This is a genomic window from Psittacicella hinzii (assembly GCF_003585885.1).
Classification (GTDB): Bacteria; Pseudomonadota; Gammaproteobacteria; order Enterobacterales; family Psittacicellaceae; genus Psittacicella.
Genome location: NZ_NRHC01000100.1, coordinates 1 through 14,122, shown reverse-complemented (window position 1 = coordinate 14,122; position 14,122 = coordinate 1). Strand labels below are relative to the sequence as shown.

8 protein-coding genes and 1 pseudogene are annotated in these 14,122 nt (G+C 36.1%); 5 read left to right on the top strand and 4 right to left on the bottom strand.

Going from position 1 to position 14,122, the window contains the following annotated elements; translation table 11 throughout:
• Positions 1–166: 166 nt before the first annotated feature.
• The 4 genes and pseudogenes from CKF54_RS06885 to CKF54_RS06870 all read right to left on the bottom strand — a co-directional run bounded on the left by CKF54_RS06885 (position 167) and on the right by CKF54_RS06870 (position 4,936).
• Positions 167–1,189: a thermonuclease family protein gene (locus CKF54_RS06885; protein WP_119525623.1), complete on the bottom strand. Its 1,023-nt coding sequence runs from the start codon at positions 1,187–1,189 to the stop codon at positions 167–169.
• A 15-nt stretch (positions 1,190–1,204) separates the two neighbouring features.
• Complete coding sequence (serB, locus tag CKF54_RS06880) at positions 1,205–2,311, bottom strand: phosphoserine phosphatase SerB (RefSeq protein WP_119525622.1); 1,107 nt, start codon at positions 2,309–2,311, stop codon at positions 1,205–1,207.
• 960 nt (positions 2,312–3,271) lie between these two features.
• A pseudogene (locus CKF54_RS08290) lies at positions 3,272–3,877 on the bottom strand (trimeric intracellular cation channel family protein); the annotation flags it as partial.
• A 261-nt stretch (positions 3,878–4,138) separates the two neighbouring features.
• Entirely contained in the window at positions 4,139–4,936 is a 798-nt protein-coding gene (locus tag CKF54_RS06870; RefSeq protein WP_222987559.1) for a DeoR/GlpR family DNA-binding transcription regulator, read from the bottom strand.
• Between the two features lie 1,047 nt (positions 4,937–5,983).
• Between CKF54_RS06870 and CKF54_RS06865 the strand changes: the two genes are divergently transcribed.
• The 5 genes from CKF54_RS06865 (at position 5,984) to CKF54_RS06845 (ending at position 14,084) form a co-directional block, all read left to right on the top strand.
• Positions 5,984–6,841, top strand: a complete 858-nt coding sequence (locus CKF54_RS06865) for an aldo/keto reductase (protein WP_119525619.1) — start codon at positions 5,984–5,986, stop codon at positions 6,839–6,841.
• Between the two features lie 989 nt (positions 6,842–7,830).
• On the top strand, positions 7,831–9,630 hold the full coding sequence (locus CKF54_RS06860) for a uroporphyrinogen-III C-methyltransferase (RefSeq protein ID WP_119525618.1): 1,800 nt from the start codon (positions 7,831–7,833) through the stop codon (positions 9,628–9,630).
• Positions 9,631–9,957: 327 nt separating this feature from the next.
• Entirely contained in the window at positions 9,958–11,313 is a 1,356-nt protein-coding gene (locus tag CKF54_RS06855; RefSeq protein ID WP_119525617.1) for a heme biosynthesis HemY N-terminal domain-containing protein, read from the top strand.
• Between the two features lie 178 nt (positions 11,314–11,491).
• Positions 11,492–12,682 carry a DMT family transporter gene (locus CKF54_RS06850; RefSeq protein ID WP_119525616.1) on the top strand — a complete coding sequence of 397 codons (1,191 nt, stop codon included), beginning with the start codon at positions 11,492–11,494 and terminating at the stop codon, positions 12,680–12,682.
• A 163-nt stretch (positions 12,683–12,845) separates the two neighbouring features.
• The gene (locus CKF54_RS06845; RefSeq protein WP_119525615.1) at positions 12,846–14,084 is read left to right on the top strand and encodes a restriction endonuclease subunit S; all 1,239 of its coding nucleotides are present in this window, start codon (positions 12,846–12,848) and stop codon (positions 14,082–14,084) included.
• The last annotated feature ends 38 nt before the right edge of the window (positions 14,085–14,122 follow it).

Genomic DNA, 14,122 nt, shown 5'->3' with positions numbered 1-14,122 from the left:
TTTGTTCGGGAATCCCTAAAAGAAAGAAGTGCTCCTCAATAAGCGGTCTATAAACGAAAAAAAACCTACCCATGCGAGTAGGTAGGTTTCGAAACCACTTTATATTTGTTGGAGACTACTATTACGTAACTGAAACTAACTAAATGTTACGCAATAGGAGGCGCAACTAGTTGCGCCATAATCCCAAACTTTCTAATTGCGCTTGTTGTTGCGCAACTAAAAACGCTTGGAATACTGCGTTATTATCTTCATACAAGTGATCAACTTTAACTACACCTAGTTGTACTAAACGATAGTTTAAGTTAACACCTTGCCAGTATATAAAAGCAAGGACACTTGGTTCTTGGTATGAAGATAGGGCTTGAACAGCCACTCTTTGATTAACAATCGTTTTACATAAAAGGGTATAAGCTCGATAAGCATTTTTCCCTTTTAAACCATCAACTGCGTAAAACTTCACCACACGAGTTTGATTTAAATGTGGGAAATAACAGCTGATAGTATCACCTGAGAATACTTCAACTACTAAACAGCTAGGTAACTGATATTGATTTACAAAGTTTGTAAAAGCTAACTGTACCTGCTGATTATCTATTATAGCATAATCAACTAAAGAATTGTTTCTAAAAGTTAAAGAAGAATTATCTTTTGTTACAATTCCTTCTGTAAAACTTAAAACCACATCATCAAGTGTAAACACTCTTGAGTTGTCATACAGCGAAAAGTCATTAAAACCCACACCTTGCTGTAAAGCCGAGCTACGTGCAAAGTAGGCATTTGGTTTGTCAAACTTATCTCTTTGACGAGTATTTCGTGAAGAATTTGAATAAGGTTCTTGCTTAATCTCTGGTCTATCTTGAGGATTACCCTCACGGTAAGGTTCTCTAGCTTGGTCAAAGTTTACTTGAGCATAGTTCATACCTTGACTAGCTCTATGGTTCTTATGTGCTTGACCTGCTTGGTTTACTAGACTTCCTTGGTTTGCTAGACTTGCATGGTTTACTAGACTCACTTGGTCTTGCTCCGCAGATGTAATGGTTAAAGCGCTAGACAGATTTGCTGTTTGTAGCAAATCTGTAGTCGCTAAATAGATTACATCTCCAGGAAGTAACTTAGCAAAGCTTGGCACCATTGAGGTCACAGCTAAGAACATGGATAAAATAAATTTGTTAGAAATCAGAATCTGCATATAAAAATTGATAAGCTAATTTAACCAAGCTCTCATTTCTAAAATTGCCAGAAGAGCTCGTAAATCATTCTGTTTAATAATAAAATCAGCGTGCTCATCTACTACTGGTTTGGCGTGATAAGCTACGGCAAAGTTACTTGCCTTTAACATTTCAATATCATTAGCTCCATCACCGATTGCTATGGTGGTTAAACCTTGTTCCTGATAGCTTGCCACTACCTTAGCTTTGTAAGGAGCGTCAACTATTTCTCCCTCAACCTTACCAGTTAAAATACCATTCTCTTCACCTAACACATTAGCGTGAATTGTGTTAAAGCCTAAGGCTTTAGCTACCGCTTGAGCAAAAGGTACAAAGCCACCACTAACTAAGGCGCTTTGCCAACCTTTGTCACCTAGGTATTTTAACAGTAAATCAGCTCCAGGAGTTACAGGTAAGTTTGCAATTAAGTTTTTAAAATCAGCAACGGCAACTCCTTGTAATAAGGCTACGCGTTTTTGTAAACTTGCAGCAAAATCTAACTTACCTTGCATAGCTTGCTCGGTTATAGCAGCAACTTCATCTTCGATCCCGCAAAGACTTGCAATCTTGTCAATACACTCACAAGTTACCATAGTTGAATCCATATCAGAGACAAAAGCTCCTTTGTCACTAATTAAAGGAACTAAAGAGAGATTCACACTATCAGCACCATTGTCACGTAAGTACTGCAAGAATTGCTCCGGTTTATCCGTGCTCATAACCACCACAATTACCTCGTGGTAAATTTTTACCACATGAATTGAAGTGTTATAGTCACAAAGATTGTTTAGAAGTTTAGCAATTGGAAAATCCGTAAAAACAGCTCCGACTAAAGTCATGCGTTCGTTTTCTAAGATTTCCTTTTCTCTTGCTTGACGCCAAATAAGCTCTCTTTCTTGATCCTTTAACTGCGCTAGTTCTTTTTCTGTTTTGTCATTAACAGGAAGAGCTTCTAGAGCTGCAGCGTAAGCTTCTGGATCACGTGTTAATAGAGCCTTGTAGGCTAAAGATGATAAATTGTTAGCTGGGAAAGCTGATAAAGCAGCCGCTGTTTGACGCATTCTTGTGCGTTGAGCTAAATCTAAAGTAGCAAGTTTTACCATAATCCTAAACTCTTATTCTGAATTTTTCTTATGGTTATTTTAGCACTTGCCCCGAGAAAATTGTTATTTTCTTATAAAAGGAATATAAGGATCATTTTTTAAAGTTCAATTGGTAAGAAAAAGATTTTACAAAAATCTTGCTGAGAATTGAAAGAGTATGAGATTTTACCTCAAAAGATTGCGGAGGTATCGAGGTTAGCTTTGAAGAGAGAAACACTGATTAAAGAAAATCTTCAGGGAAAATTGAGTAAGTTAGAGTAAGTCAGGGTAAGTTATTTTGAGCTATTATTAGGTCAACTCTAGAAGTAGGGATTCCCGAACAAAGAAGAAGCTAATGATTAAATATTATTAAATTTCTTACCTTTAGATTAAGTCAACAATCGATTTAAAGAAGGGTAGTATGCCCTGCTAGAAATCGAGATAACCTAATGTTATTTAGTAATTTATTTAGAAGAAAATGATCAATTTCGGGAATCCCTATAGAAGAAAATCTATTTAAGCTATTCTTAGGTCAAGCTAAGGCATTAGCTGATCAAGCTAAGATATTGTTTAGGGGTGAAGCTATAAACTTCACCCCTAAATAAATTTTACTTTGATGTCATGATACTATTTAGCAGTATCTGCTTTATCTTGGTTATCTGAGTTAGCCTGCTTTGCAGAATTAACTTCTGAATTTTCCTTGGAGGCAATGTTAGTTGCTTCCTCAGAAACACTTTCTGCAGTACTTTCTGTAGTACCCTCTGCTGTCTCACTGATGTTAACTATAGTTTCGTTATTAACTTTAACTTCAATTGCAACAACATTCGCCTCTTCATTTTGCTGACGGGCTTCATTAATAGCATCACTAACCGCTGAAGCCATATCTTCAACTTGTGCTTGCGTAAAAGCTTGATGATAACGACGATGACGACGTAACTTGCTTAAACTTTTATCAATCCAACTAATGTGTTTAAAGCGAGCGTCATCATAATCAAATACAGGTAACGACCAGTTAAATTTAATCGCCAGTAATCTAAAACTTATCCCAAAAATAGTTGCAGTAACTACCGCAAAATTGGTTGCAATTCCCATTTTGAGCATGAGATAGTAAAACAGAGTTGTCACAAAGGCAATACTTGCGTATAGCTCTGCTTTAAAAGCTAGTGGAATACGATTACAGAGTAAATCACGCAATACCCCACCAAATGAACCGGTACATACCCCTGCCACACAAGCTAAAAGAACTCCATGTCCCAGCGATAGCGCAGCTTGCGCTCCTAGTAAGGTAAAGGCAACTAAACCAATTGCGTCTAGTACCAAGAAAATAGTTTTTAAATAGTACATAAAGTTGGCAAGCATAATGGTTACAAAAGAACACACTGCTACCACAATTAATAAGTAAGATTCTTGTACCCAAGGTAATGGGTAGTTGTTAAGGAGAATATCACGAATTGATCCTCCCCCAAGTGCGGTTACATTGGAAATAATTAGCACCCCAAACCAGTCCATTTTGACACGTCCAGCGGCCAAAGCTCCGGTTACAGCGCAGGCAATTACTCCAATTAAGTTTAAAATTTCTAATAACATGCAATGATAAAAGAGAAAGAGAGAAATAGAGAAATAGAGAAAGATAAAAAAGAGTTTGCGCTAACCTCAATTATGACACATTTGTCTAACATTTGGCGAGAGTGAATTGCAATCATTGAGCAAAATACAAATTCAAGTTGCAAACCTCTAACATTCTGCGGTTCACCCTAAACAAATCTACGCTTGTGTCACTAAATAAAGACACCAAACAAAAAAATCTTCTGGAGCTAAGTGCACCAGAAGATGATGTCTTCTAAGAATTTATCGAACGATAATTAGGTTAGTTTTATATTTGGCAAAGTGTTTTAAATATTCTGGATTAATCTGCTCGTCGGTAATAACAATATCTGGGATATCAAAGTCTACAATTTTATACTTGGAATGACGTCCAAACTTGGTATGGTCTGAAAGGACAATAACTTTATTCGCTTGTTGAATCATTTGATATTTTAAATCAGCTTCTTCTTCGTATTGCGAAGTTAGACCATAATCTACATGATAACCATCAACTGCGAGAAAGAGTTTGTCGTATTCTAAATCGACAAGCATTGCCTTGGCTTCTTCGCCAATAAAACATCTTCCACGTTGATGTAATTTACCCCCAAGGAGCACTAGAGTAATCCCTGAAATCGAACTTAACAAATCACATATTGGCAGTGAAGAAGTTACTATAGTTAGATTTTTCCGTGACTTTTTACTAATTTGCACCGCCAACTCATAAATGGTTGTCCCTGAATCTAACATAATAACTGAATTATCTTCAACTAAATTCAATGCGTAAAGTGATAAACGATTTTTGATCTCATGTTGAAATTTACGTTTTTGATTAAAAGAAAACTTTTGATCAAATAACAAAGAAGTATCATCGTCATTAAAATTTAATGACTTGATACAGCCGTGCATCTTAATCAATTGCTTTGATTTATCTAAGATATCAACATCTGCTCTAATTGTTACTTTAGAGACATTAAAATATGTAGCTAAATGACTGATTGAGACTATCCCGATACTATTCACTAAGTTAAGAATATTTTGACGACGTAATTGCACTGGTCTCATACAACCTCTAACAAAGAAAAGTATCAAAATAATGTTTAAAAACGAAATGCACAATAATAACTTCTGTTGTTCCAACGAGTTCTGCATATTTATATAAATATGAGTAAAAACGGGGGTTACTTCTTGCCGACAACGTTTTTCTCAAGAGGAAGAACAAAATAATTATTTATCTTTGACTATATATTATTAGATTTTTGCTATCAAGTTACAGAAATCTCTGCAATTTGTGATCTAAGTCACACTTTTTGCTAAAAATTAATAAGTTTAACTTACAAAAACCGCTTTTTTGTCAGGTTATTAATCCACTTTTGTGAATTAAAATAAAACGAGTTGAGCCAGATTTAGCTTAAATATTGCAAAATTAGTTAACCAACATAAGCAAAACTTTGCCTTTAACTTCGCAAACATGCGAAACTAACCACTGTAAAATGGTAAATTAAGAGGCTTGATTATGCAACTTTTTAGCTAAATAACATCACTTTCCGCTACTCTAAAGTTGCTTGCAAATACTCTTTAACTTCTCTTAAGTAGGTCTTAAGTAGGTCTTCAGCAGGTCTTCAGCAGGTCATTAGCTACTCTTTAACTGCACCTCAAAGATTTTTTAACTGCTCCTCAAATAATCATCAACTACTATAGATTTGTCATAAATTCACTTTAGCGCTTGAATTGTAGTATAATTAGGGAAAAGGTTATCCTTTTGTAAATTATTTCCTATTTAGGTTAAAAATCGTAAATTTTCGCGACCCTTTAAGGGTCGTTTTTTCTTGCGTAAAAAGCAAGAAAAACTCTAGTCAGACCTAGAAAAACTCTAGTCAGACTTTATCTTACTCTACTCAATCTTGCCCCAACTAAAGCCATTTAGCTCCAAGCAAACCCCTCTCCAAAAGCAAAATCAAACTCTTCTAAAACTAAAGCGAGCTTAACCTCTTTCTAGTAAAATATAAGCAGAAATATCTCCTTAATGTAGGGATAATTACTAGCTATAGTAGTTTAAGTAGTTTAGTAATTCTTCCTACTTCAATTTGCCCTCTCTACCCCAAGGAAGCTATGACAAATATCAAACTAAACAATGGCGTAGAAATGCCTTTAGTAGGTCTTGGTGTCTATAAAATGAATGACGCCAAAGAATGTGAACGTGCAATTATTACGGCAATTGAAGCTGGTTATCGTCATATCGATACCGCTACTCTTTACGGTAACGAAAAAGCTGTTGGTCGCGCAATTAAAAACTGTGGTATTCCACGTGAAGAGCTCTTTATCACTACAAAACTTTGGGTACACGACACTACCGAAGCTCGCGCTCCTAAAGCCTTTGCGCAATCTATGGCTGATCTAGGGTTAGATTATTTAGATCTTTACCTCCTCCATACTCCGTTAAATGATTCATTTGGAGCATGGAGAGCACTAGAAAAACTACATGCAAATGGTGACATTCGTGCAATTGGTGTAAGTAACTTCGAACCTGCGATTTTACAAAACCTAATTCTAGGTAACCAAGTAGTACCAGCAGTAAACCAAATCGAACTGCACCCATTCTATCAACAACAAGCAAGTGTTGAGTTTCATCGTCAGCACGGCATTGTAACTGAATCTTGGTCTTCATTTGCCCGTGGTAAAAATGATCTCTTTACTAATCCTCTGTTAGAAAAGATTGCAGCTAACCACCACGTAACGGTATCGCAAGTAGTACTTCGCTGGTTAATCCAACAAGATATTGCTGTAATCCCTAAATCAGTTAACCCTGAACGCCTCAAAGTAAACTTTGATCTGTTCAGCTTTAGTTTAACTCCTGAAGAAATGCAACTGATTGCTTCAATGGATGAAGGAGTATCTTTATTCGCTAATCGTGCTGATCCACAATCAGTGGTTAACAGTTTTAACCGTTACCCTGATCCAGAGATCTAATCTAGATTAGATCAGGATCTGATCAGGATCAGCAGGTTCTAAACAAAGACAACTCAAAGTCCTCTACTCAATGAGTAGAGGACTTTGCTAATCTTCCCTACTTGTGGAAAAACCTCTAAGGAAATTTCTAGGAAACCTCAAAACTTCCAGAAAACTTCAAGAAAGACTTAAGAGAGACCTCAAAACTTCAGGATAACTTCAGGACAGGATAACTTCAGGACAGGATAACTTCAGGACAGGATAACTTCAGGACAGGATAACTTCAGAGAAAGCTTCAAAGATACCTCAAGGAAAACCCAAACAAAATTAAGCTTCTTAAATCATTATGGGGTTAGCCCCTCTACTTTACCTACTAATTTCTTCTCCAATTCTCCTCAAAATTTGCTATTCTTGCGAATTTCTCACATCTCAAACTAACAAATATCTGTAAATTTAGAAAAATTTCGTAAATTGATGTAGTTATTTTTTTGTTCGGTACCTTTTTTTGATAAAATTATAGTAGGAAAATATACTTCTTTTTATAACTATCTCTTTAAAATCTCCTTGAATAAGTTGCTTTGCTACTAGCACATAGGCAACTAAGCACAATCCTCTCAATCCTTTACCGCAAATTTAAGAAATTTAAAAAAACTCTTCTTAGGTGATTCGCCTTAGAAGATTAGCTTTTAAAAGCAATTTTGAATTGAAATTCAAACTAAAAGAGTTTGAAATTGCTACTAAAGTAGTTTTGTAACAACAACTGAAATAGTTTAAAACTAAGACAGATGTAGCTCTAGGTTACACGAGTAACCTGTATGAAATTACAAGAGTAACCAGTTCTAAATTAAAAGTGTAACCTAGGTTAACCAATGTTAGCCACCAATGGTAGCCAATGCTAACTAAAGATTAAATGGTAACTAAAGGTAACCAAAGATAACCAAAGGTAACCAAGGAAACGAGATCAAGATCATTCATTGCAGATTTTCTAATATCAAGATTTACTAATTTTTATGTTTTCAAATAACAACGCTAACTTTCCTACTGAACCTGAAAAAAAACCTGTAGCTGAAACAACTACAGAGGAACAACAAACATCTTCAGAGCAACAGGAACCAACTTCTCCAAAAAATTCAAAAAGAGAACAACAACGCTCACAGCGTCAAGAACCCCCAATTATCATTGAACCACCAAAATACCGTTTTCTTGGTTTAATGGCAGTTCTCGCTCTTGGGCTTTCTGGTTTTGCTGTCTACAAAATGTACGAACCATCTATTTTTAGTACAGCTGATCTAGAAGCAACAAGCTCTAAGTTTGTCTCAGTAAATGATTTCAATACTTTTAAGAACTCAACCCAACAAGAGATTGAGATCTTAAAAATCAAATACAATATCTTACAACAACAGTTTGACTCACGTTTTAACTCAACGAGTTCAACTTTTGATCGTTCATTTGGGAGCAATACAAGTTCAAGCGGTAGTAGCTCAGCAAACTTTAATAGCTCTAATTTAAGTAGCAGTAATATCAATCGTATTTTAGATAACTACGTAACTGTAGCTAACTTAAACGAAACTATTTCTACGTTTAACAACAATATCCAGGCGCAATTAAATAGCTTAGGTACACGTGTTACTTCTTTAGAGCAACAGCAAGTTAATAACACCGCAAACGCTCCTGCTGCAAACACAAGTAACAATAACACAAGTACAACTACTCCAAACTTACCTCCACCAGTACCTGGTATTTCAGCAGAGCAAGTACAAGGTTTAATTAACCAAGCAACTACTAGTGAAGCATTCAAAACTTACATTGGCTCTTTAATTGCTGAGTATGTTGCGCAAAACCCAAGCTTTACTGAACAAGATCGTACTAACCTAACGCGTGACATTGGTGAAAGTGTAGCTTCACAAGTATTTAACCGCTTAGTTACGCAACTACAAGGTGTAAGTGCTGATCTAACTAAACAAATTAACGAGCAGTTACCGGCTGCAATTAACAACGGAATCAAGAGAGAACAAAGCGCTCTATTACAAAGCTTATACGCTCATGTTAATAGCGTCCTAACTCAACAGATCCTAACGCAAGTACAAGCTCAAATTAAACAAAATGCTAGTCTAACTAACATTATTACTAATTTACAAATTACTGCTTCACTTGCACCAAATGACAAAGTTAAAGCAGCTATTGAAACTGATATTAACAACCTAAGCCACGGTACACAATCAACCAACAGCCTAGTAAATCAGTTAATTTCTTTAGTTAACAATGTAAGCTCTTTACCACAGTTAAATCAAATGCAACTTGAGAAAGCTCAAGATGCACAAGACTCTTCATTTGGTAAAGCAACTAAAGAGTTCTTTAGTAAATTTGTCCAAGTACAAAAAGTTGGTGATTTACCAGCAACTAATTTAAATCTCTATATCCAAGAAAATCTTAAACTTAATCTGCAAAATGCAATTATCGCCATTGGCGCTAATAACACCGCAGAATACAGAAATAGTTTAGATACCCTAGTTAAAGTTGTTACTACTGTGTACCCACAAGACAACAAAGTAGTACAAGATTTTGTCAACCAAGTTAAAGCGCTAAGCGAAGTTAACTTTAGTTACAATGCAAACTATCAACTCGGTTCATTAAACTTATTTGCAGCAAGCAACGCTTCTGACAACCAACCAAGCAAACCTGCAGCGCAAGGTCAAAAAGCTAAACCAGCCGCTGAAAATAAACCAGCAAGTTCTGCAGCGCAACAAGGTCAAAAAACTGATGAGCCAGCTCAACCAGCTCAACCAGCGTCAGATAAGCCAGCTAACTAGTAAGTAGTTACTTGGGAATACTAGTAACTTCAAAGATAGCTAACTAATAGCTTACAAATAGCTTTGAAGATAGCTTACAACTAGTAACCTGCAAATACTTCAAGTTCAAGTTAGAGTTTAAGAATTTAAACTCCTTGCTGCATGCAAATGCAAAGCAAATGCAATTATTACAATAGGTATGCAAAGCTTTGCTTTTCATACCTAACGCCAAGATTAAATTACTAATCTAGTGATCAACCTCTTGCTCTAGCTAGCCTTTATAACTTAGAGATCTTAAGCCCTCTAGCCCTTAAAGGCTTAGCTGGGCTCTTTCAGACAAATTATCATATGTTTAGAGTTTTTATTTGGTGCCTTCTGTTTGTTGTTCTCTTGGCTTTAGCACCTTACTTGCTAAGTCATAACGGACAGGTGGTAATATACTTTGCTGACTATAGCTACTCGCTCTCACTTCTCACTTTCCTAGTATTTTTCTTACTAGCGTTTGGAGCATTTGAGATTATCGCGAGCTTAGTGCGTTACCTTTACAAAATTACGTTCGGTTGGTTTGCTAACCGTCGTGAGCGTCGTCAAGCTAAGGCTGACCGCTTAGTAGAAAAAGGTTTACGTCAAGCTCTAGTAGGTGACTATCGTCAAGCACAAAAGACTTTAGCTAAGTCTGCGACTAAAGCTAATCTTCCTTTTTACAATTTAAGTCAAACTTTTGATTTAGCGATTCGTAACCGTAACCCGCGTTTAGCTAAAGAGTTACTCTTACGTATGATCGAAGTAAATCAAGAGACTAACAGTGACAAAAAACTCCTTGATGTTAGTAAACTTAAATACTACGTAGCAACAGAACAATGGCAAAAAGCTAGTAGCTTTCTTGACAAGATTCGCTTAGAAAACCCAAGCGAAGAAGTTGAGTTAATTGCGCGTAAAGTTTATTTAAATACTAACCAGTACGCAATGCTTGAAGATCTTGTACCTAATCTGGTGAAAAAAGAATATATTAGCGCAGAAAAAGGTCAAGAAGATTTAGCATGGGCTTACCAAGGTTTAATGCAACGTCAACTTAAACAAAACGAAAATAAAGCCAATGAACTTGTTACTTGGTTTGATGCCCAAAACCGCAGTCACCGTTCTAACTTAGTTTTCCGTAACCAGATGTTAAAAAGTTTACTGCAACTAAATGCTTACTATGACGCTATTGATGTTGCAAGTGAAACTTTACGTCGTTGTTCATTAAAAGACATTGCCCAATCAGACTACTTTAGTTTAATTAGTCAAATCCCACACGATACTCTTGATTTCAAACTTTGCCGTGCCCTTGAAAAAGTACTACCAAAATTTGAACAAGAGCAACAGTTTACAATCATGGCGATTCTGGCTGAACTTTACTATCGTCAAAGTAAGTTTGATAAAGCACAGGTTTGGGTAGAAAAACTTCTTACTAGCCAAACTCCTACTCCGGAAAACATTCTTCTAGCGCAAGTTGTTTATCGTAAAAACAATGATAGCGAAAAACTTCTTGGCTTAACTAAACTTATTGATCGTCAATACGACTTATCTGAAAATACTGCAAATACTGAAGCAAAAGATCAAGATCAAAAGCAAGGTCAAGACCAAACAGCCTCTGTAGCTGCAGGTGACAAAGCTAACAAAGCTGATAAGGCTAATACCGTAGTTGAGAAAAAAGAGGCGTAACGCCTCCTCTAGCAACTAGCAACTAGCAACTAGCAACTAGCAACTAGCAACTAGCAACTAGCAACTAGCAACAACTTAGGTTACTCAAGCTCGGGATAGCCAGCAGATAAGTCCAAAGTAACTTTCACAAAAAAGCTCTAAGAAAATCTTAGGGCTTTTTCTCACTGCAAATACAAATATGTCGAACTTAACTAAAGGGATATTACTGACACTACTTTCAGTATTCATTTCGGCAATCTTAGGACTTCTGTTCAAGATAATTGGTGAGCATATCTCCGTTTATGAGAAAACTCTCTTTCGTGGGATCTCTTCACTAACTATCTCAGCTACGGTAATCTACTTTATCCGTCGTAACCTTAAGAAAAACCAAAAGAAACTGACTCAAGAACAAGCTGCTAAGGCAAACATTGCCATGTCTACTACCACCGGTGGTCCGTCAGTAGCTTTAACAACCGCAGCTACCATTATTAAAACCGACGAGCTTAACCATATTGAAGAGCACAAACGTGTTAAACTCATTGAAACCAACCGTAAGGTGCCAAACTACTTTGGCGATCGTACAAATTTCTGGGCTCTTTTAATGCGTGGGGTTACAGGTGCTTTAGCTATGTTTGCTTATATCTATACCTGTAACACTTTGAGCCTTGCCGATGCGGATATGCTCGCGAAGCTAAGTTCAGTATTTCTAATAATCATCGGTGCTTGGTTTTTAAAAGAAAGAACCTCTATTACGCAATTTACTGTGGTAATTGTTTCTTTAGTCGGTGCTGTTCTTATTATTAAACCAAGTTTTAATAACCCAAACATTTTTTCGTATGGGGTGGGGTTAGCCGGGACTATCTGTCTAGCATTGACGTACATTGCAATTCGTAAGTTAACCAATACCAAAAGCGGGGAACATCCTCTTACAATTGAGTCTTGTTTAGCGCTAACCATAGTTGCCTTAATGATCATTCCAAGTATTTACTCATTCCAAGGTTTTACTGGTAATGGTAAGTACTATCTCCTACTAATCTTTGCTGCTATACTTTCGGTACTAGGGCAATACTGCTTTACTTTTGCTTTTAGATACGCGCCATCTGTTGAGATTAGTGTGTACAGTTACTCATCGTTACTTTGGAACTGTATCTTTGGTTTCTTATTCTTTGCAACTATTCCAGATATTTACTCGATTATTGGTTATGTTGCTATTGTAATCTCTGGTATTTACCTGTTCTTTTACAACAAACGACGCTTACAAACTCTTACTAATATCCGTCGTATGTTAAGAGCAGAGATCCAAGCTCGTAAGAAAGCCAAAGCTAAGAATAGCAAAGCAGATACAAGCAAAGTTGATACAAGCAGAGCAGAAGTAAGTACTCATGAGTAACTGTTAGTTTCTTCGTTCTTCTATTCTTCAAGCGGTTAGTCCTTTTAAGTTAAGGTTATAAGTACTTGAGAATAAAGAATAAACTCACTATATAATAGTGTGTATTAAAATCTACAAATTGAACAATAATTTAAGAATAGCTAGATGGAGCACTTAGAAATATATGACACTCCCTGATTACACTGGTTTAACTCTAAAAGAAAAAGAGGAACTTCGTCAAAGAACTGAATTAAGACCTCCATTAAGGTTCCCTGAGTTTACTAAGCCTTGGGTTACTGATCGAGTAAAAAATGTTTTTGATACTATTACAAGGGGAAAAGTTCTTCCCACAAATCTAATGAAAAGTGCTCCCAATAATGAGTACAGATATCCAGTTTATTCTTCACAGACTAAAAACTACGGAGTTATAGGTTACTACAACCAATTTCTATTTGATAGTATTATTACTTGGACAACAGATGGATATGCTGGAGAAACAAAATTTAGAAAAGGCAAATTCTACGCTACTAACATTTGTGGAGCTTTAATATCTAACTCTGGATTATGTAATAATTGTATTGCAGAGGCAATTAATAAAGTAACTCCGTTATATGTTACTTCTGGGGTGTTTCCTAAGTTAATGAATAGACATATGGCTGAGGTTCTATTCTCTTACCCAGAGGAAGGTGAAGAACAAAAGAAGATCAGCAAACTAATGCAAGATGTTGATGATCTTATTTACCAAACGGATCTTTTCTTAGAGAAGTATTACTTACTTAAGCGAGCTGTAATAGAAAGAGTTTACCTAACTAGTCTAGACGCTAAACGACCTAGATGTCGTTTCCCAGGTTTTACCGAAGAATGGAAAGTCGCTACTTTAAGCGATCTTGCTACTATTGTTAAACCTGCTCGTAAAGAAAATATCCCTGATAGATTTATCTATGTTGATCTTGAAGCTGTTAAAGGAACCATTCTTTTAAAAGAGCGAATTGAAGAGAAAGCTACAGCTCCATCACGTGCTAAGCTTGTACCTAAAAAAGGTGATATCTTCTTCCAACTTGTAAGACCTTATCAAAAGAATAACTACTTCTTTGAAAAAGAGAGTGACATACCATATGTATTCTCTAATGGATATGGACAGATAAGAGTGAACCAAGAACATGATCCATACTTTGTATTTAGTGCTTTACAAAGCTGGGACGTTCACAAAAGAATGATAGTTAATACTCAAGGTGGGCTGTACCCTGCAATGAAAGCTTCAACCCTTGGTGAGATAAAATTAGGTTACTCACCAAATATAGAAGAGCAGAAAAAAATCTCCCACCTTATCAAAACTATTGACAAACAAATAGAGACTATCACGACAAGACTAGCAAATCTTCGTAAGCTGAAAAAAGGCTTAGTTCAACAAATGTTTTGTTAGTTTTGTTAGTTTAGTTAGTTTCCTAAGTTACCACCTTT

Coding starts and splice junctions, on each gene's coding strand:
- serB (WP_119525622.1), bottom strand. CDS start 2,311: ATGGTAAAACTTGCTACTTTAGATTTAGCTCAACGCACAAGAATGCGT.
- CKF54_RS06865 (WP_119525619.1), top strand. CDS start 5,984: ATGACAAATATCAAACTAAACAATGGCGTAGAAATGCCTTTAGTAGGT.
- CKF54_RS06845 (WP_119525615.1), top strand. CDS start 12,846: ATGACACTCCCTGATTACACTGGTTTAACTCTAAAAGAAAAAGAGGAA.
- CKF54_RS06885 (WP_119525623.1), bottom strand. CDS start 1,189: ATGCAGATTCTGATTTCTAACAAATTTATTTTATCCATGTTCTTAGCT.
- CKF54_RS06850 (WP_119525616.1), top strand. CDS start 11,492: ATGTCGAACTTAACTAAAGGGATATTACTGACACTACTTTCAGTATTC.
- CKF54_RS06870 (WP_222987559.1), bottom strand. CDS start 4,936: ATGAGACCAGTGCAATTACGTCGTCAAAATATTCTTAACTTAGTGAAT.
- CKF54_RS06855 (WP_119525617.1), top strand. CDS start 9,958: ATGTTTAGAGTTTTTATTTGGTGCCTTCTGTTTGTTGTTCTCTTGGCT.
- CKF54_RS06860 (WP_119525618.1), top strand. CDS start 7,831: ATGTTTTCAAATAACAACGCTAACTTTCCTACTGAACCTGAAAAAAAA.